Below are 20,202 nucleotides of genomic sequence, written 5' to 3' on the forward strand. Positions count from 1 at the left end.
AATGTAGAATCCTTCCCCAAGAGGTGTAAAGAATAGTAAATTTATTTATTCAGCACTGTTTCAGTAATCATTCTACCGCGTGGTTCATACGTCATCAACTAGGACTGAGGGCAGGGCTGGAATTGAGTTTGATAACCTGTCCCTGAACCGTTGAAGCAGAAGGAACGCCCAGTAAATTATTGATAGTTGGAGCCACATCAATATTGTGAATCGTGCCGATACTGCCACGACGACTGATATCGGGGCCAGCCGCGTAGAAAATCGCACTCAGTTTGGATATATTCGGATCATAGCCATGCGCTCCGTAGAAATTAGGTACTGAAAACACTAAATTGTTGGCATCCCCCAAACGAGTCACCACAGGACTTTGAATTCCGTCAAAGTTATAACCATCGCTCATAATTGCGAAGACATCACCACTATCCTGACCAACAAATTCGCTAGTATCCAGTCCAAATTTTGGCTCGTTTAAATTCGCTGGCAACGGACGAGCATAAATCTTATCAAAAATGGCTTGCTGTTTTGACGATACATATTTATAATTCGTGTCTACCAATTCCTTAAGAGCGGCGACAATTTGTTTTTGGATAGTGACATATTCAGAGCGACTGACGATGCCGTTAGGTTCCCGTCCCTGAAGATTAATATAAATGTTAGCTGCTGGCCCCGATGTTACACTTCGGACTTTATTTGAGTCAAAACCTTTACTCTTGAGGAAGTTATTCAGGTTAACCGTGGTGTGAAAGGTAGAAAAACCATGATCCGATACTACAATAATGTTACTGTTTGGTCTCCCCTGACTATCCGTACCTACTGCATTAATGATCCGTTGTACAGCATCATTAGCTGCCCGATAAGCAGTTTGTACATAAGACTTATATCGAGCGACTTTTGCTTTGTCTTGCGCTGCACCGATTGTATTAGGATTGCTCGGATTAGTTGCTTGACGTAAATCAGTTAAGAGAAACTGGTGTTCAGAGCCGTCTGGCTGCTCAATATAAACCATCACGAGTGAAGCATTGGGATTTTGCTTGATTGCTCTCAAAGCAATCCGCGTCTGATAATCTACAAAACCTCGAACTTGGTCTTCATAGATAGCTTCTAGTTCCATGTCCGGGAAAGTGTTAAATCCCGGACTCAATCGTTCCATAATTCGGTAATCAGACTGAGGCGACCAGAAACCAACGTTATTATTAATGTCATCAACTATAGTTTGGACTGCGGGATTATTAGGAATAGCGTTAGCACCGTAACGCGCAATCCTCACACTACTCAAGTCAGGAGCCAGATTAGTGACATAAAAAGCAGTTCCGGCTTTGTTGGAACTACCTTCTAAATAAAATAAGCTGGATCTTCTATCCTGCGCTCTTACGTATGCTGGCCCAGTTGATGGTAAATTGAAAGGTTGATGTTGAATCCCAATATTAGAATCAAAAAATACTAGCGTGTCATAGTCCTTTTGATGATTATTGCTGGTATCAAATGCAGCAACTTGGATATCATAGTTAACACCACCAACAAGAAATTGATCGCCAAGAGTTGCTTGCAAAATTGGGCTGTAAGAAACTTTTCCTGCTGTTTTGAGTTGACTGACAGTTTGACTGGATGCCAAGCTGAAGTTGGCTGCCGTCAAACTAAAACCTTTAGCACCTGCACCAGCAAAAGCTCCAAAAGGGACTGTATAAGATACGGTTCTCTTACTAGCGGGTTGAATAATTGGGCTGTTAGTTAAACCTGGTAGTGCAACATCAACTCCATCTGCTCCGGGAAAAGTTGCAGTCACAACTTTCTTCCCATTTTGCTGGAGTCCAATCCACAGTGGTTCAGCAGTTGGGTGCAAACTTGCAGCAGGGCCAGTAGTCGAATATCCGCCGATCGGAGCCGCAAAACCACTTATGTTAGAAGTGAATGGGCTGGCTACTAGGTGAAATGTGTTGGCATTAATATCATTACGTGCAGCCGTAGAACCCGTACTGATTGCAATATGGCAAGCAGCAGTCAGAGATGCGCTACAGGTTATGTTTCGCTCTGCATAAACTCCCTTGTTTTTAATCAGTCCCAATCCTTGTTTTGGACTCAGGACACCACTCTTAAGATACTGTTCGACAAAATCTGGGGTGGCTCCATCTAGAGAAATCAAAATCACCTTGGGTTGTGATTTACTTACTCCTGGTTGCACTGCTAAAGAATGCACACTTATAGTTAACAAACAAGCCACAAGTAAAACAACACTTAAGCGCAGCAGCCATTTATGCTTTAACCATCGAAATATTTTATTTAACTCAAAACCTCTACTTTTTTCAACTGAATAAAATTTTCTCACATTTCCTCCCTAAGCATACTTTCATATTTTTAACTTGATTACTCCTATTAATTTACTAAAAGTATGTTAAGTAAAAACTATGAAAATCTTAAGTAGAGCGATTTTTACATCCAAGTAGTAGATATATTAATCTTGGCAATCAATACCTCCCCTGCGTTCCTCTGCGCTTTCCTCAGCGTCCCTTTGTGTTAAAAAAAGATATCAGCTATGACGACAACATTAAATGCCCTGATTAATTCTCTAAAAGGCATAGAAACCATTACCGACTCAGCCCAAGTCGCAAAATTATCCCAGGATTATCACACCTTTAGCCCCGTACTAGTACCCAAACTAGAAGGAAAAATTGGGGATATAGTAGTGCGTCCCGCCAATGAAGCAGAGGTTTTAAAAGTTGCAGCCGCCTGTGCGAAACACCGTGTACCCGTAACAGTGCGGGGTGCGGGAACTGGGAATTATGGCCAATGCGTACCGTTGCACGGTGGCGTAATTTTAGATATGACGCGGATGCAAGAGATTCCTTGGGTAAAACCGGGGGTAGCGCGGGTAGAAGCTGGGGTGAAGTTGGCGGCTTTGGATAAAAAATCCAGAGAAATCGGCTGGGAAATCCGCATGGCACCCTCGACTTACCGCACAGCTACAATTGGTGGATTTATTGCTGGGGGAAGTGGGGGCATTGGCTCGATACAATATGGGTTACTAAGCGATCGCGGTAATATCCTAGCACTGCGAGTAGTAACTGTAGAAGATGAACCCCGTGCGATGGAATTACGCGGGGACGATGTACAAAAGGTGAATCATGCTTGGGGAATTAACGGCATTATCACCGAAGTAGAAATTCCCTTAGCACCAGCTTATCCTTGGGTAGAAATCATTGTCACATTTGACGACTTTATGACAGCAGCAAAGTTTGGTCAGGCTCTTGGCAATGCTGATGGGATGATTAAGAAGTTGATTTCTGTCTTTGCATCCCAAATTCCCCAATACTTTCACGCCCTACAACAGTACATTCCTGAAGGAACTCACCCAGTATTTTTGATAATTTCCGAATCGAGTTTGGAATTCTTGCCGGGTTTGGTGCAGCAATACGACGGCCAGATTACCTATGAAAAACCAGCCGAGGAAGCAACCAAAGGTATACATTTAGCAGAATTTTGCTGGAACCATACCACCTTACACGCCCGGAGTGTAGATACTGCAATTACCTACTTACAAAGTATGTTTCCTAGCGATGCCTGCGGCGAGCTGCGCCTACGCAATTTGCAAATAGTAGAGCATATGTATCATCACTTTAGCGATGAGGTAATGATGCATTTAGAATTCTTTCGGGTGAACGGTGCGGTAGTTCCTGGTGCTTTGCAACTTGTGCGCTACACCACAGAAGAACGCCTCAACGAGATTATCCGCTATCACGAAGAACAGGGTGTGAGTATTGCCAATCCTCACACGTATATTATTGAAGACGGGGGCAGAAAAGTTATTGATCCTGAACAGTTAAAATTTAAAAAAATAGTTGATCCTTATGGGTTGATGAATCCTGGTAAAAGCAAGGTTCTTCAATTCCAAATTCAAAATTAACGCCATGTGCAACTTTTACTAGTAGGGAATGGGGAGAATTCAAAGTCTTTCTCTTTGTAGGATAGAGGTCAGAATATTAAGTTGCACATCATGTAAATTAGCAAACTACAGAAACACATATCAGAACTTTCTCTGTATATTTGTGTAACCTCCCTTCAAAAAGCTAGCTGTTGGGCGTTTATAATTTGTGTTTTAATTTTATAAAGCCGTGGGAATAAAGCAAAATCCAACATCCCAAAACCGCCCATGATTGAAATTGACGGTTCCTACGGAGAGGGAGGCGGACAAGTTCTTCGCACTTCCTTAAGTCTAGCCGCTATCACCGGCGAATCCATAAGAATTTCAGGCATTCGCGCTGGACGCAAAAAGCCAGGATTAGCAGCACAACACTTAACAGCAGTTCGGGCGGCGGCGAGAATTTGTAATGCCCAACTCCGGGGTGATGCTTTGGGTTCAATGCTGCTGGAATTCATCCCAGGTAGTGCTGTGCAAGCTGGAATTTATACCTTTGATGTTAGTAAAGCACAACAAGGTGGTTCTGCGGGTGCGATCGCTCTAGTTTTACAGACAATTCTCTTACCTCTGGCACTAGCATCCGGCAATTCCCAAGTAACACTAAAGGGTGGAACTCATGTGAACTTTAGCCCGACAGTGACGTACATTGAGCAAGTTTATCTGCCGATATTGCAACGTATGGGTGTAGAAGCTCAACTTAAGTTAAGCGCTTGGGGGTGGTTTCCCCAAGGTGGGGGAGAGGTAGAGTTACAGGTGAGTGGCGGTGGTAAACTCGGCGGAATCCACTTGTTGGAACGGGGAGATTTACAACAGGTACGGGGACTAGCAGTGGTAACGGAATTACCTTCGCATATTCCGCAACGAATGGCGAATCGTGCGGAGAATTTGTTACGTTCAGCCCATTTGAAAGTTACTGTACAGGCTTTGCGAGAAAGAGGTGTGGCACCTGGGGCTGGTATTTTTCTAACTGCTGAGTATCAGAACAGCTTGACTGGCTTTGGTGGGTTTGGGCGATTACGGATGTCGGCGGAGACAGTTGCAGAGATTGCTTGTCAGCAACTACTTGAGTTTCATCAAACCGGCGCAGCCGTGGATGAACATTTAGCAGACCAATTATTATTGCCAGCCGCTTTAGCTTCACAAGAAAGTCAATATCGAGTGGCTGAGGTGAGTAGACATTTGACGACAAATGCAGCAGTAATTGAACAGTTTGGGCTAGCGCAGATAACGGTAGATGAAGCTGAGAAAATAGTCTCAGTGATTCCTGTAATTGGTGGATGAGATTAAAGATTAAACACTTTCTTAAGAGCCTTGATTTTTATAGTATCAATGCTACATTCAAGTTTGGAGATAGGATTTAAGCTTTTCCACTTGCCTTTACTAGCACTGAATATAACATCAGATGATTTTTCTACATCAATAGCTTCAAAGCCATTTATTTGGGATTTTGATAAATAACTCAAACGAGTAAATATTTCATCTCTTGATGCAGATTTAATACTTACAATTTCTGGTGGTGGTAACGGTGGTGAAGCTGGTAATGATGAGATAAAGAAGACTTTTGCAAGTGCGTCCAACTTTTTGCTTTTAGTAATTCCACATTTCAAGGTAATAATCGGGTTAAAATTAGACCAAGTTTTGCGATTAGACTCCGCAATTCGGTTTGTCGCAACAATAGGATCTACATCCTTTAATGCACTACTTGGTTCTGTATTAAGTATCTGAGTGCAGCTAAAATAGTATTTCGTGATGCTGTATTCAAATTTACTTTAGGTAAAACTTCTCTAGCTAAAATTTTTGCCTGCTCAATATTTTGAGATTCCGGCGAGACTACTATCGATAATTCAATAGCAGTTGGTATTAAATATATTAAAGATAATCAAGAACAATTTGCTAACGTAAACAAGGAAGTTATTTTGAGTGTAGGTGCGATCGCAAGTCCAAAAATCTTAATGCTCTCAGGTATCGGCGATGAAAACGAATAAAAAAAACTTGGTATTCCTGTAGTTGGGAATATTCTGCAAGTCGGTAAAAATTTTCACGATGACCTTTTTCTCAGAGTCGCATTTTCTATACCCAGTAATCGAGATTTGCCTTTTTATTCTTACGGGCTACCACCAGCAGTTATCTTTGACTCTACACTCCAAATCACCGTAAATCTGTCAGCATATTCTCGGCATTACCCCAGAAATTCGCTTCTGACTTAATCTTTCCTGCTCGTTGCATACGGTTAGCACCTACTCAGGTATTCGACCATCTGAGAGCATACGAGAGGTTACTTCGTTCCGAATGACCATACTATGTACCTTTAGAGTGATGCTATTCGCCGGGTTTACGGGAAGTGCTGATTGGTCAATATTTGATTTGCCAATTCCCTATCCCTTGCCTTTTGGCTCTAGGGAGAGCGGACAGCCTTATTTCGCTGGTTTAGACTGACGACGATTCAAGTGCATCTTCAAGCCGAGGCTTTTACTCATGGGTACTCTGCTCGATGGATTATTAACTTAGGCTGTTAGTAGAGCCACCTTTCGTCCCCGCTTTACAGATTGATGGCTAGTCGCTACCGTAGGGGAAGTGCTTTCAGCCCTGCACCTGGGCGGTAGGATTTTCACCTACAAGGTCATTCAGTTGTCTGGCTAATGGAACCAGCTAACTGTCCCTAAGCATTTCTACTTATTTAGATTAAACAAATCGCACCAAAACCCCCCTACCCAGTAAACCTAAGTCTAAGCGAACAAAAGCTGGCTACTTTAGAAAGAATATTTGCGCTTCCGTTCAAATCTGCATTCACAATTGAACCATTCGCTGACCGAGAAGATCCTCACCACGGATAATATACAAATCGCACAGTAAATTCATACCTAATTAATTTAGAGACGCAAAACTGCACTGGGCTTCTCTACGAGACGCTATCGCAAACGCCCAGCTACGCTAACATAGCGCTCCATTTCGCGTCTCTAAAATCCAAAATATTCACAGCCTGACTTGGTTCAAATGACTGCGGGGATTATAAGTACGTATAGCCCTGATTTTTTCATAATATTCCCGCTCTTGTTGGCTGAGGTCTTTTGGTGGAATGATCGCCACCTTGACTAACTGATCGCCGCGTCCACCCTTGGCGAGAGGCCAACCTTTGCCACGTAAACGCAGGGATTGACCAGAACGCACTCCCGCAGGCAGCTTCACATTAACTGAACCATCAGGAGTGGGTACATCAATAGACGCTCCTAAGGTAGCTTCATCTGGTGTGATTGCCACTTCGCAAACAAGATTATCGCCTTCCATTTGGAAGAACGAGTGCGGCTGAAGTTCGACTTTTAAGTATAAATCCCCTCGTTGTTGAGTCATCGGGTTAATTTGACCTTTACCCCGCACACGCAGGCGAGTACCAGTTTTAGACCCGGATGGGATACGAACATCTATTGTTTCGTTACCTAAACTGAAGCGCTTTTGCACACCGTTAAATGCTTCAGCAAAAGTTAGAGCGATCGCAGCTTCACTATCCTGGCTAGTAGCCGCACCTGCATCTTGAAACCCAAAATCGTTAAAGCCGTTAAAACCACTTGGCGCACCTGTAGGAGGGCGGTAAGAGTAACTTTGTGAGTAACTTTGTCGCCCACCACGAGGGGTAGCACCACCAAAGCGTCCTAACAACTCATTGATGAACTCATCAAAATTACCGTATTGACTAAAGTCAAAGTTACCCATATCGGCACCAACACCGCCGGATGGGAAACCTTCACCAGCTTGTTTCCAATATTGACCAAATTGGTCATACTTTTTGCGTTTATCTGGGTCTGACACCACTTCGTAGGCTTCGCTAACTTCTTTGAAGCGTGCCTCTGCCTGTTTGTTGTTTGGATTAACATCAGGGTGATACTTGCGGGCTAGTTTCCGAAAGGCTTGTTTAATTTCCTCTGGAGTGGCAGTCTTACTAACTCCCAAAATAGCGTAATAGTCTTTGAAGTCGGTTGCAGCCATCTACCAGCCTCCTATAAAAATTCCCGTTACGTTTTTTTTTAAGATCAGAGATGTTTGATGTTTAGTTTGCCCGGTGTAGTGCCAAGCAAAAGAATCTGATTTTAAATTAACAAACAATATACAAAATCAAGTGTGGTTCTTGCTCACTGGGCGATCGCAATTTCCGTACTCCGATTTTTCTGATAAGCGGATCAGGTTGTCTAGTCCTTCTTCCAGGCTTGGGGGGGCATCCCGGAGTTGACGGTGCATCCGCAAAATAATTTCTTCGGGAACCTGGCGCGATCGCCTTTTATTGCGTGCCAAACACAGCCAAACTGGCGTATCCACCCAAATTCCCGTAATCTGGGTAAAACCCAAGTTACGGGCTAAAGCAACGACTTCGCGACGATGGCGGCGCTGGGCATTGGTGGCGTCGAAAATAGCTGTATTATCTGTGGAAATAGCTTGCTGAAATTGCCGCTCAATTTCGCGCCAAATCGGCAGCCACGCCCCCTGAACGGCTTGGGAACCGAACAATTGCCCCCGGATGGCATCCGTAGAAATCAGCGACATCTGGGGACATTCTGCCAGTAATTGTTTTGCCAAAGTTGACTTACCGCTACCTGGAAGACCAATCAGTAAAATGAGTTTAGTCATTTGTCCTTTGTCCTTTGTCCTTTGTTATTTGTAACTATTAACCAATGACTAATGACTAATGACTAATGACTAATGACTAAATGATCGTTCCATCAGGAATTACAGCATTTTTCAGCACAACTACGATGCCACTACGGATATAGAAACCTTGACTTTCACGGTCAGCTTCTTGCACGTTATCTTTATTGATAATTTTGACATCGTGACCGATACTGGCGTTTTTATCAATGATGGCACCGCGAATAATTGAGTCAGTACCAATACCTACGGGAATGTCACCTTTTTCAACGTTACATTGCCGTTCTACAAAAGCTTGATAAAAATCTGCACCCATGAGCAAAGACTCTTCAATGACGCAGCCAGATTCAATCCGCGATCGCACTCCTAAAACTGAATGTTGAATGCGGCAATTCTTCAAAATACAACCTTCGCCAATAATTGATTCTGTGATCTGGCAATCTAAAAGTTTACTTGGAGGTAAGTAGCGAGCACGGGTATAAATTGGCGCTTCTTCATCGTAGAAACTAAAGGGTGGCTGGGGTTGCTGAGTTAGTGCTAAATTTGCTTGATAAAATGCCTCAATTGTTCCAATGTCTTCCCAGTAGTCATCAAATAGATAAGCTTGAACGTTGTAATCTTTAGAAGCATCAGGAATAATTTCTTTGCCAAAATCTGTCCGTTCTAAAGATTCTCTCAATAACTTGAACAAAACCTCTTTTTTAAAGACATAAATCCCCATTGAGGCAATGTAAGGCTGTAATTTGGCTTGTTCTTTTGTTAATCCCAGTACGCTTGTATCAACTTGCATTCGGGTTAACGCTTCGCCTTTGGGTTTTTCGCTAAAGTCAATTACCCTACCAGAATTGTCAATTTTCATTAAACCAAAATCTGAGGCGCGGCGCTCATCAATGGGGATGACTGAGAGAGTAATATCAGCATTGGTTTCTCTATGGCGCTGGATAAATAGACGGTAATCCATGCGGTAGAGGTGATCTCCTGAGAGGATCAGATATTCGTCAGCATTCCATTCTTCCAGCAACCATAGATACTGACGCACAGCATCGGCTGTACCTTGGAACCAGTTGGGGTTTTCTGGCGTTTGCTGTGCGGCTAGGACTTCCACAAAGCCTTCGCTGAAGCCACTAAAATTGTAGGTGCGGGCGATGTGACGATTCAGGGAAGCTGAGTTGAATTGTGTCAGGACGTAGATTTTGAATATTTCGGAATTTATGCAGTTACTCACAGGGATATCGATTAAGCGGTACTTCCCCGCTACTGGCACTGCTGGTTTAGCGCGGAGTTTGGTTAGTGGGTAAAGTCGAGTACCCGCGCCACCACCAAGAATGATTGATAATACTTTTTTCACAAAATTTCTCCCGACTGCCTGTTCAACTCTCATCTTAAGTTTAGGACTGTCTGCCACCACAGGTAAGGGGGATCGTCTGATTCTTTGGGATGAATTTTACAGAATGCTGCTTGTGATGGGTAGTGCGGCTGATCGGGAGAGAAAATAGAACATCTGTATTAATTGGAATGAAGAATGAGGGGCGATCGCAAGACTACACTTATGCTGAGAGACATAACTAAATTTCAGGTTATGGTAAAAAAACATAAGTTTAAAGAGATTAGACCTCTTGCATAAATGCTTAAATTGTCATATTGAGCGGAGCTAAACAAAGTAGTGAGATTCTTCTGTCCACTGCGTTCCGCTCAGAATGACATTTTTAATTTTTTGACTTTTGCAAGAGGTCTATTTGCTAATAACCCATTTGCTAGTTATGGTTATGGATTGAGGCGATCGCTTGAAATCAGTTAAGCAATAAAATCCCCTCCAAAGAGAATTGTACGAGAAGAATCTAATTAATGAAATAAGTGCCATTTATGCGATCGTCAAAGTCCTGCACTGAGAATTGCTTAGATTATTAGGCGGCTATTTATCGGCTTTTTTTGGGCTGTTATGTGTTGTTCCAGAGTGAGAAGGTCCAGGTTCTGGTGAGTCAGAAGGTGCAGGTCCTGTGTGAGAAGGTCCAGGTTCTGTGTGAGAAGGTCCAGGTTCTGATGGAGATTGTTTGGAGTTGGTTCCTTTTCCTCCAGCATCCTGACTTTGAGACTGGGTGGGTTCGGAATTATCGGAATTAGCTTCTAAGTTTTCCATGCTCTAAATTTTTATAATCGTCATCAGTATTATACACTTAAATTATGTATTTTAATCATATTAAATCTTTTTATTTTTTGGCATTTTCACAAATATGACGAACATCAACATATTTTTGGTGTGCCTTATCATTATTATTTAAATATTCCCATAGCCAACTACAGCCTTTTTTTAATAAACTAGTAGTATTTGTCTGGGATGTATTTTCCGAGTGAGAATCTAAACTCCATATTCTTAGAGTTTGGTCGCGACTGGCAGTAACAATCCATTTACTATCATTACTAAAGCTCAAGTCTGTGATTTTATCTCTGTGTCTTCCTATAAAATATTGTTGAGTGAGTTGAGCATCTTTCCATAGTTGGATATTTCCGTCAATATTAGTAGCAGCGATCGTTTTATAGTCTGGGCTAAATTTAACTTTGTAGGCAGTATTAGCCTCTACTATTGTCACATTTGACCACGTTTTTTTGTCATTTCCCCTTCGCCACATTCTAACTGTATTATCGTAGCTAGAGGAAATGATAGCATTGTTATTAAGACCAAAACTTGCATAATGGACTGCTGCAATATGTCCTGGTAAAGTAGCAACAGGAGTGCCATTTTTGGTGAATATTCTAATGTTTCCATCATCGGAGGCAATGACAATATTTTCACCACTATTATTATGACTAAATTCTGCACTCCAAACTTTGTCTTTGCCATTTCCTAGTATGGTTTTATAAGGTTTTTTTATGATTTTTGATGAGTCATATTTCCATAACTTTACAGCACCATCTTCCCCAGTAGAAATTATTTCCTTATCAGGACTAAAATTGACAAAATAGATATTTTTCTCTTCTGTAACCGAATCCAGGAAAGTACCATCTTTCTTCCAGAGTTTCACTTTTTTATCAGCACCAACAGAGACTATATACTGACCGTCAGGACTAAAATTGACACTATAGACAGCAGCATCATGTGTCATAGTTTTAACTAAAGTGCCATTAAACTTCCAAATTTTCACAGTTTTATCTCTGCTTCCAGAAACAATAAGGTTTTCTGTAGGACTGACACTTACACTGGTAACAGAATCCGTATGTCCCTCTAAACGGTTATGTTCTTGCACTTTATCAATTACTAATTTAAATTTATTGAGTGTGTTAGGATCTTCAAGACCTATATTTTGTAATTGCTTGAGTGCTTTAACACTTTCTATAACTGCTTCAAGTTGAGAACCTGCATCTAAAAGTAGGTTAGGTGTTGAAGTTAAAGCAGTAGAAGCTATCGTATTTTTGACTGTATTCTCTGTTCTTAATCGCCATACAAAAAATCCCAATCCTAGAGATAAGACTACAAGTGTTGCAGAAGCGATCGCGAATCTAGTTCTTTGTGATTCAGCTTTGGCTTTGGCTTCTGCTTCTTGTTGAAGTTTTTTTGCTTGCTCTAATTCTGCCTGATTTTGGCGATCGCGTCTCTCCAAACTCTTATGCAAAAAGTCTGATTCTAATAGCGTAAGTCTTGGCTGAGTCTTATTCACCCACTCAGAAATTACAGCCAAGTTTGCACCTGTTAACAGTGCATCATCCGATTTATTAAATCTTTGTACCCATTCCTGGCAATCTTCCTCTAAAGAACGACTCAGACGAATATTATCCAGATTTTCAGCAATCCAAGTATTTAATAATTTCCACTCAGATAAAAGTGCTTCATGAGCAACTTCTACAGTATTTTGATCAGTGATAATTAAACGTTGTTGAGAACCTGCCAGTAATCCTACAACCCTTTGCAATTGTTGTGGAGAATCTGCAACTACTTCTAATCTCTCCCAGGTAGCACGCCGCCGCGTCACTTCTCCAGCTTCACCTAACTGCACCAATTCCATAAACAAGCAACGCGCAAAGGCTTGATCTACAGTTGTTAAACTTTGATACAAAATTGTCGCTCGTTTATCTAAAGCTCCTTTAACTCCGCCAATTTCCTCATAACCTTTACGAGTTAAAAGTGGTTCTGGCGATTCAGGTTCTTCAATGCAAACTCGCCATAATTCCTTAAGCGCATATTGCAGTATGGGTAATACACCAGGACGGTTGAATACATCGGCGGAAATTTGAGAAACTAAACCACTCTCAAATGTTACCCCATGTAATTTGGCTGGTTTTTCAATTGCTTCTTCTAACTCAGCAAAAGACATCGGTGTGATGATGAATGATGTGGGAGGAATATTATTAATGAGAGTAATAATTTCTCGATAGTCAGCACAACGATTTAAGAAATCACCGCGAATTGTCAAAATTATCCGCGTTTCTACCTCAGCCTTTTTTACTTCCTGTGCTATTAAGCGGATAAAAGTTTTGCGTTCCTCATCGTCTTGACAAAGGGTAAATATTTCTTCAAATTGATCGATAAATAATAGATGCGGCTGATTTTGCTGTTGTCGAGCTAAAATATCAACCAATTTACCTAAAGGATGCTCTCCTGGTGTAAAAGATGCGATCGCCCATTCACTGCTTCCTGGGAGGCGATCGCCTTTCAGTTGCGGTAACAAACCCGCTTTTACTAAGGAAGATTTACCACTACCTGAATAGCCAATTACAGCCAAAAATCGACTCTCTGCTAAACGCGAAATTAGGGTACGAACTGCTTCATCTCGTCCACAAAAATATTGCGCTTGCTCTGATTCAAAAGCATAAAGTCCCCGATAAGGATTTTCCTGATTGAAAGCAATTTTTTCGCCTGTGGGAATATCTAATTGGGGATAAGTAACCAGAGTAATCGAACGTCCCCAACCCATGCGAATCGGCTCTTGTACAGAACCTTTAAGTTCGTTGCTGACAAAATCAAACAAGCGATCGCCACTTATTCGCCTACTACTACCTACATTTTCAGCCGCCAGTCCCTTAACAACTGCACCTGTGAAAATACTATATTCTTCACTTTTAATCACTCCGGCACCCTCAAAGCCCCGACAAGCTGTAATTAAGTAATAATCTTTTTGTGTACTGAAAGCGTTAAGAGTTTTTTCTATTAACTGTCTTTCTAAGAAATAGCCACTATGACAGCAATCGAGTAGCACCACTAAACTACTCAATTGCGAATCTCGAATTAAGTCGTTAAGGCTATCTAGGGGAATGCCATATTTTTGTTCAATATTTTCGTTTTCTTTAAATTCAATCTGACAATCGGAACTTGCCAAATATCCTTTTTGTTGTCCCAAATTGTCGGAAATGGTAAAACCGTGTCCGCTAAAATAAATCAGCGCTTCATTATTAGCAGCTTGCTCTAGTAAAAACGTTCTCAAATCTTGACCAAGTTGAGCGCCAGTAACTTTTTGCGCTGCCATTTCATAGCCGTTTTTATCTTTATTCCAGCGCTGAGGTAGTCTTTGCACAGACTGGAAATCACCATACTGCTCTAAGAGTTGCGCGATCGCCTCAGCATCATTTGTTGTCTTCGACAAACGCGCTAATGATGGGCTGAGATACTCGGCAATGCCAATAACAAGCGCGTATCGTGCCATTTCACACACCTTGGGTTGGTAAATGCGGGATAATCTTGACAGACACAATCAATGGCTGTGTTACTAGAAACAACACCATCTGTTATTTTTCCGCAAGCAAGCTGAAATTTATTCAGATACGTTACAAAATTTAATCGAGGTAGCTCATGTCAGAAGTACAGCAACTATTTTTCCAAGCAGATGGAGAGATTGAGCAGATTGAGATTAACGTCACAGCCACGGAAATAACTCAGGAAATTCAGGAGGACGACGATGGCATAGAATACAAAGATGTGCGAACAGATGCGATCGCTCGGATGCAACAAGCTCGTCAAATGATTCGCTCTTATACTATCTATGCTCTTAGTGCTTTTAAAGACTTTAATACTGCTGAAATTGATGAGGTAACACTTAAATTTGGCATTAAGTTGGGTGGCAAGGCCGGCATTCCTTACATTACCGAAGGCTCAACTGAAAGTAATCTGGAAATTCAGGTGAAGTGTAAGTTTCCAGAAAAACAAAAACCTGATTCACAGTAACAGCAAAAAATTATCCGTACATTGTCGGGTTACGCAATGCCTATTAAACACCTAACTTCCCTGTATTTATCATCTTATTAACGCCCTGTGCAACCGTGTGCAACTTTACTCTCAAACCTAAGCCCCAACCCCTTACGCCAGGTGCTTCTCCCAAGGGGAGACGCTACGCGAACAAGCCGGCAAACCCGTCCAAGGCACTGGCTCCCCTACTAGCGTTGGGGAGTAAAAATCAAAGCCTCTCTCCTTTTAGGGGAGAGGTTTGGAGAGGGGTTTTAAGGATAAGTCGCACATCGGGTTTATTAACCAAACGTAATTGCTGCGATCGCTTCAAATACATCACCCAAGGTTGCTCTGACAACTGGGAAATCGCATTTGGTGACAGGGTTGCTGTGAAAATATCTTTGCCACTGGTAACACCACTCACGCCTAAACTTTCTAAAACCGCAGTTGCAGTAGAGTTTAAAACTGATTCGGTATGGATGAAAACCGCCAAACTAGTTTCATCTGAATCTTGAACATCATTTAGGGCTGTAGCAAGAGCAGCATCTAGCTTTTGATAATTCATCAGCAATTCCTTGGTAAAGAGGATAGGCAAAAATCGCCTACTTTAACTTATCAAATTTAGAGGTTATTATTGCCTACCCTTGTACAGAAATAATATCTACCTTGATCAGTCTAATTACAGATTTAAAGCATTAATCACTCCATAACCCCATTTGTGATCAAATGTGCCTGCGGGTTTTCCGGGAATGGCACTATTTTTATGTAGCAATTCTTTCACAGCAGCCGGATCAAGTTTAGGATCACGTTGCAACAGCAGTGCTACTAACCCACTGACTAACGGTGTCGCCATACTCGTACCAGCCTGAACCACAAACTTGGAATTAATCATCGATGAGCGGTCAAAATTTGCATCGGCGGAAAGCGTGGAAACAATCATTGCTCCTGGTGCTGCTACATCCGGCTTGTGTACATCATTCCGTAGAGGCCCTTCACTACTGAATTCCGAAATAGTATCCAATTCTAAGCCCATTTCTCGCACTTGGTCGTCAATATCTATATATGTGGCTTTAGTAGTATAGGCGGCAACTGTAACTGCACTGCTGGCGGCTCCTGGGGAACCAATTTTTAACGCATCCTTTACACTTTTACCTGTAAAAAACACTGAGGAACTGTCATCTAGTGTCCACACATCTAAACGTGTGTCAGTTGAAGAAGTGTTGCGGACTCGCAGCTGCCAAACACCTCCCATTACTGGCGAGGGATCGATACCACGTATTTGCACAAAGAAATTATGATCGCTGTTGGCTTTATCTGGCCCTGGTGTCGCTAATTGCACCCGCGCATCTGGTAACTGGTGATCTTGTGCGGCATTACCAGCAGTAATTATTTTTTGGAAGGGGGTGACAAAACCGTTAGGACTCCGCAGCGACACTTCCAATTCGCGGTCTTTGGAATACCAACCGTTTAACCAAACTATGCCGACTTGATTCAAAGGAACATTAAAGCGCATACCACGAATGCGTCCACTGGGTATGGTCGCTTGTCCATGAATGTTATCGTTTCCTTCGTTACCCGCAGCACAGCAAACAATTCTTCCAGGGCCAGTTTCGGCATCAATGACCTTTGATAGGGAATCGCTACCATCATGGGCATCAGCGTGTCCACCCAAGCTGAGATTTACCACTGCTGCGCGTCCCAATTCTCTAGCAACTCGGAAAATGTAACGAACGCCATCAGCAATGTGGGCATCCTGTAAATCTGACCTGACGACAACTAATTCTGCTTCTGGTGCGACACCGCCATAGTTAGCATCGGCACCGGCGGCAATGCCAGCAACGTGAGTACCATGACCGCCAGTATCTTGAGAAATTGTCAGTTGCGCTCCTGTAAATTCAGCCCCATAGCCGCCCTCCGTCACTCCTGGGCCTGGCAGTGTTTGATCCCAAATGTGTAAAATTCGTCCAGCAAAAGCGGGGTGTTTCGGATCAATACCACTGTCTATAATACCGATGATTACTCCTTTACCAGTCAGTCCGGTTTGGTTCTTGAACTGCGGCAGTTTGATTTTTTCCAGTGCAGTATCCATCCTCAAATGAAGTTTGCGTGATGGCTTAATCCTCTGAATAACATCTTCTTCAGATAAGACATCTAAACTATCTAAGGGTAAGAAAGCCGTCCTCACACTCCCAGAGTTTTGATTGACTTCAATATTATATTGTGATAAATAACTCAAGTCTGCATCATGGTCGCAGTAGATGAAAACGACGCTTTTAGTAGGCTTGACTGGACTTTTGTGGGCAATAATACCAAGCGATTTTTTGTGTTGAACTAAAGCTTTATCTCCTTCATTTTGATAGTCCTTAAATGCCAAAAGTAGTCCGGGAGAAAGTTTTTCGTGCCTCATTTTTACCTCAAATTAAATTTATTTACTGTCAGCAAAACGGTGATTTTAGCAGGATAAGTCGCTCTAGCATTAATGCAGACAATGTAGTTTTTTAGCCTTGATTATTTGATGCGACTATAGTTATCTATTTTTTTCATAGATAACATCAAATAAGCTTAGGAGGTAGGTAGTTAACCAACTGAGTACTGAGTACTGAATACTCAGTCAAGTAAAAATTACTCAATACTGAAGCACTCGATATATGCCCCGCTTTGAAAGTGGGCGGTCTTTTAACTGGCACTCTTAAGAGTAACCGCGTTCGTGGTGACTTTTCCAAGGGTATCTAAAAGCGCTCTCTCGACGATAAATTCACAGGTGATTAAGATTTGTAAAAAATAATTGACATCAGCTAATAACAGTATATTAAATACTTACTTGAGGTTTAAAAGCTATACATATAGGACTCCTATTTGATTTTTGAATAACTAAGCTGCCTATAAGCTTGACATACAAAGCTTTCCTTCTCAGTATACTGAGCAAGATTCAAGTAGGATTCCTATAGCTTTCCTCACTGTCAAGAATTACAAAACAGAAAATTGGATAACTATGAGTATAAAAATTCCTCGTAGAGATTTTTTTGTAAAAGGTGGTTTAGCCCTTACTGGGTTAGCATTACCTAATCTTGTTCAGAAAGCTTACGCTCAAACAACAGGGAACTATCCTGAAGCTGGGCCTAGTCAAAAAGCTGTTATTCAGTATCAGGCTCATTTACAGGATTTGGGCGACACCAGCTTTGTCAAGCAACCTCTTTTATGTGGAACAAGTGGGCAAAGTAGAAGGTTGGAAGGATTCTTAATTAAACTTGCACCTGGTTCTGCGCAAGTGAGTTTGCAATACTTCGCGCACATACAAAACATTGGAGACACAAGCTGGGTATCTTTAGGTCAGTATTGTGGTACTAAAGACCAGAGCCTTCGATTAGAGGGATTTGCAATAGCACTTACGGGATTCTCCGTAGTGAATTATGATGTTTACTATTCCGCACTTCTTCAGGACACAGGACAGACACCTTGGTACAAAAACGGCGAGTTTTGTGGTACAAGGGGGCAAAGTAGAAGGGTAGAAGCAATTTCTATCTTAATTGCAGACAAAATTTGATGTTCTATTATTAACCCAAGTTGCTAGGGAGCATCCCAATTTGGCAAAAAGAGCGGGAAAAGTCCCACATAATTCGCGAATATTTATCGCGAATTATGTGGGACTATACTTTGGGATGCTCCGTATTCATCTGCTGTGGGTAGTAAGTCGCAAACTCACAAGTCTACAGGTAGAGTGTGTATAAGTCCTATTGCGTATAAAGCAGCAGGAGATAGACTAAATCGCTAATGACTACTGAGAAATGATAGATTTTCTATCATAAGTAGGAGCCATAAAGAAGCTAATATTTGCAACGATCGCTTTTAAAGGTACAAAAAGTTATTCATGCAAATTCAAACACCAGACTGGGTAAAGCACGCTGTTTTCTACCAAATCTTCCCAGACCGCTTTGCCAGAAGCAAAAAACCGCGCAAACGGCTGTTGCACGAAGGCCGTTGGGAAGATTGGGAAGCTATGCCAACACTTCAAGGTTATAAAGGCGGCGATTTGTGGGGCATCATGGAGCAATTAGACTACATAAAGGATTTGGGGATTAACGCGATTTATTTCACACCCATTTTTCAATCCGCCAGTAATCACCGCTATCATACCCACGATTATTACCAAGTTGACCCGATGTTGGGGGGTAACGAGGCTTTTAAGGAATTGCTAGATGCAGCGCATCAACGCAATATCAAAGTCGTTTTGGATGGAGTGTTTAACCATTCCAGCCGGGGCTTTTTCTTTTTCCATGACGTTTTAGAGAATGGCCCCTATTCCCCTTGGGTAAATTGGTTCAAAATAGAAGGCTGGCCCCTTTCACCATACAATGGGGAATTGCCTGCCAACTACGGGAGTTGGGTGGGAAATCGTGCCTTGCCAGAATTTAACCACGATAATCCAGAAGTACGGGAATACATTATGGAAATTGCCGAATATTGGATTAAATTCGGCATCGACGGTTGGCGATTGGATGTACCATTTGAAATAAAAACTCCTGGCTTTTGGCAAGAATTTCGCGATCGCGTTAAGGCAGTCAATCCCGAAGCTTACATTGTGGGCGAAGTGTGGGGAGATTCCCGCCAGTGGCTAGATGGGACGCAATTTGACGGGGTGATGAATTATCTATTTGCTGGGCCAACAATTGCCTTTGCAGCTGGCGATCGCGTAGTCTTAGAACAAGTCCAAAGCCGCGACTATCAACCCTACCCACCCTTATTTGCTGCTGAGTACGCCATCAAAATCCAAGAAGTACTGCAACTTTACCCTTGGGAAATTCAGCTAACTCAACTTAATTTGCTAGCAAGTCACGATACAGCCCGATTGATGACCATTGCCGGCGGCGATATTGGGAGTATAGAATTGTCAACTCTACTGCTACTCACCTTTCCCGGTGCTTCCAGCATCTACTATGGTGATGAAGTTGGCTTACCTGGAGGAATAGACCCAGACTCACGTCGTGGTTTTCCTTTAGAGACTAACTGGAATCAAGAAATTTTCAATACTCACCGCCAATTAATTGCCCTCCGCCACACTTATCCAGCATTGCGTACAGGTGATTACCAAGTCCTCTATGCTCAAGGACAACTTTATATCTTTGCGCGAACTTTAGGGACAGAGGAATTAATAATTGCCGTCAACGCTGGCACAAGTTCGGTAACAGCGAATGTAGATATCGCCAGTTTGCGTACTCAACCTAACAAGCTGTTATATGGTACTGCTGAGGTTGAGTGGAATGGTGAAGGAGAAACTCAGCAGTTGTCATTGAGTCTTTCTCCACGCAGTGGCTGCATTCTGGGAGTGGGGAAGGTGGGGCCCCCTCTGGGGATAAGGGATAATGGGGAGTAGGGAGTAGGGAGTGGGGAGTGGGGAGTGGGGAGTAGGGAGTGGGGAGATGAGGGGAATGAGGGGAATGAGGGGAATAACCAATGCCCAATGCCCAATGCCCAATGCCCAATGCCCAATGCCCAATGCCCAATG

Annotated in this window: 15 protein-coding genes; 6 read left to right on the forward strand and 9 right to left on the reverse strand. The window is 42.3% G+C overall.

Annotation, left to right across the window (positions count from 1 at the left end; genetic code table 11):
- Positions 1 to 94 precede the first annotated feature (94 nt).
- Complete coding sequence (locus PUQ00_RS16250; RefSeq protein WP_300418508.1) at positions 95 to 2,323, reverse strand: alkaline phosphatase family protein; 2,229 nt, start codon at positions 2,321 to 2,323, stop codon at positions 95 to 97.
- Positions 2,324 to 2,530: 207 nt separating this feature from the next.
- Between PUQ00_RS16250 and PUQ00_RS16255 the strand changes: the two genes are divergently transcribed.
- The gene (locus PUQ00_RS16255) at positions 2,531 to 3,898 is read left to right on the forward strand and encodes an FAD-binding oxidoreductase (protein WP_300418510.1); all 1,368 of its coding nucleotides are present in this window, start codon (positions 2,531 to 2,533) and stop codon (positions 3,896 to 3,898) included.
- A gap of 246 nt (positions 3,899 to 4,144) precedes the next feature.
- Positions 4,145 to 5,194 carry an RNA 3'-terminal phosphate cyclase gene (rtcA, locus tag PUQ00_RS16260; protein ID WP_300418513.1) on the forward strand — a complete coding sequence of 350 codons (1,050 nt, stop codon included), beginning with the start codon at positions 4,145 to 4,147 and terminating at the stop codon, positions 5,192 to 5,194.
- Positions 5,195 to 5,196: 2 nt separating this feature from the next.
- Here rtcA and PUQ00_RS16265 read toward each other — a convergent pair whose 3' ends face one another.
- The gene (locus PUQ00_RS16265; protein WP_300418516.1) at positions 5,197 to 5,490 is read right to left on the reverse strand and encodes a hypothetical protein; all 294 of its coding nucleotides are present in this window, start codon (positions 5,488 to 5,490) and stop codon (positions 5,197 to 5,199) included.
- A gap of 270 nt (positions 5,491 to 5,760) precedes the next feature.
- Here PUQ00_RS16265 and PUQ00_RS16270 point away from each other — a divergent pair, with 270 nt between their 5' ends.
- On the forward strand, positions 5,761 to 5,898 hold the full coding sequence (locus tag PUQ00_RS16270) for a GMC family oxidoreductase N-terminal domain-containing protein (RefSeq protein ID WP_300418555.1): 138 nt from the start codon (positions 5,761 to 5,763) through the stop codon (positions 5,896 to 5,898).
- A 988-nt stretch (positions 5,899 to 6,886) separates the two neighbouring features.
- Here the strand turns inward: PUQ00_RS16270 and PUQ00_RS16275 are convergent.
- The 5 genes from PUQ00_RS16275 to PUQ00_RS16295 all read right to left on the reverse strand — a co-directional run bounded on the left by PUQ00_RS16275 (position 6,887) and on the right by PUQ00_RS16295 (position 14,181).
- A complete protein-coding gene (locus tag PUQ00_RS16275; RefSeq protein WP_300418519.1) occupies positions 6,887 to 7,894 on the reverse strand; it encodes a DnaJ C-terminal domain-containing protein in 1,008 nt (335 codons plus the stop codon).
- A gap of 126 nt (positions 7,895 to 8,020) precedes the next feature.
- Positions 8,021 to 8,530 (reverse strand): AAA family ATPase, encoded by a 510-nt coding sequence (locus tag PUQ00_RS16280; RefSeq protein ID WP_300418522.1) that lies wholly within the window; start codon positions 8,528 to 8,530, stop codon positions 8,021 to 8,023.
- A 76-nt stretch (positions 8,531 to 8,606) separates the two neighbouring features.
- Positions 8,607 to 9,896, reverse strand: a complete 1,290-nt coding sequence (locus PUQ00_RS16285) for a glucose-1-phosphate adenylyltransferase (protein WP_300418525.1) — start codon at positions 9,894 to 9,896, stop codon at positions 8,607 to 8,609.
- A 564-nt stretch (positions 9,897 to 10,460) separates the two neighbouring features.
- Entirely contained in the window at positions 10,461 to 10,685 is a 225-nt protein-coding gene (locus tag PUQ00_RS16290) for a hypothetical protein (RefSeq protein ID WP_300418528.1), read from the reverse strand.
- A gap of 70 nt (positions 10,686 to 10,755) precedes the next feature.
- The gene (locus PUQ00_RS16295; RefSeq protein WP_300418531.1) at positions 10,756 to 14,181 is read right to left on the reverse strand and encodes a caspase family protein; all 3,426 of its coding nucleotides are present in this window, start codon (positions 14,179 to 14,181) and stop codon (positions 10,756 to 10,758) included.
- Between the two features lie 146 nt (positions 14,182 to 14,327).
- On the opposite strand from PUQ00_RS16295, the gene PUQ00_RS16300 reads away from it, so the two are divergent.
- A complete protein-coding gene (locus tag PUQ00_RS16300) occupies positions 14,328 to 14,699 on the forward strand; it encodes a CU044_2847 family protein (protein ID WP_300418534.1) in 372 nt (123 codons plus the stop codon).
- 229 nt (positions 14,700 to 14,928) lie between these two features.
- Here PUQ00_RS16300 and PUQ00_RS16305 read toward each other — a convergent pair whose 3' ends face one another.
- Both PUQ00_RS16305 and PUQ00_RS16310 read right to left on the reverse strand, forming a co-directional pair.
- Positions 14,929 to 15,264 carry a hypothetical protein gene (locus tag PUQ00_RS16305; protein WP_300418537.1) on the reverse strand — a complete coding sequence of 112 codons (336 nt, stop codon included), beginning with the start codon at positions 15,262 to 15,264 and terminating at the stop codon, positions 14,929 to 14,931.
- Positions 15,265 to 15,378: 114 nt separating this feature from the next.
- Positions 15,379 to 17,106: a S8 family serine peptidase gene (locus tag PUQ00_RS16310; RefSeq protein ID WP_300418540.1), complete on the reverse strand. Its 1,728-nt coding sequence runs from the start codon at positions 17,104 to 17,106 to the stop codon at positions 15,379 to 15,381.
- A 585-nt stretch (positions 17,107 to 17,691) separates the two neighbouring features.
- On the opposite strand from PUQ00_RS16310, the gene PUQ00_RS16315 reads away from it, so the two are divergent.
- Both PUQ00_RS16315 and PUQ00_RS16320 read left to right on the forward strand, forming a co-directional pair.
- Positions 17,692 to 18,243: a hypothetical protein gene (locus PUQ00_RS16315; protein WP_300418543.1), complete on the forward strand. Its 552-nt coding sequence runs from the start codon at positions 17,692 to 17,694 to the stop codon at positions 18,241 to 18,243.
- 324 nt (positions 18,244 to 18,567) lie between these two features.
- Complete coding sequence (locus PUQ00_RS16320; RefSeq protein WP_300418546.1) at positions 18,568 to 20,070, forward strand: glycoside hydrolase family 13 protein; 1,503 nt, start codon at positions 18,568 to 18,570, stop codon at positions 20,068 to 20,070.
- Positions 20,071 to 20,202 lie beyond the last annotated feature (132 nt).

The organism is Nostoc sp. S13, assembly GCF_029379315.1.
In the GTDB taxonomy this organism is placed as follows: Bacteria; Cyanobacteriota; Cyanobacteriia; order Cyanobacteriales; family Nostocaceae; genus Nostoc.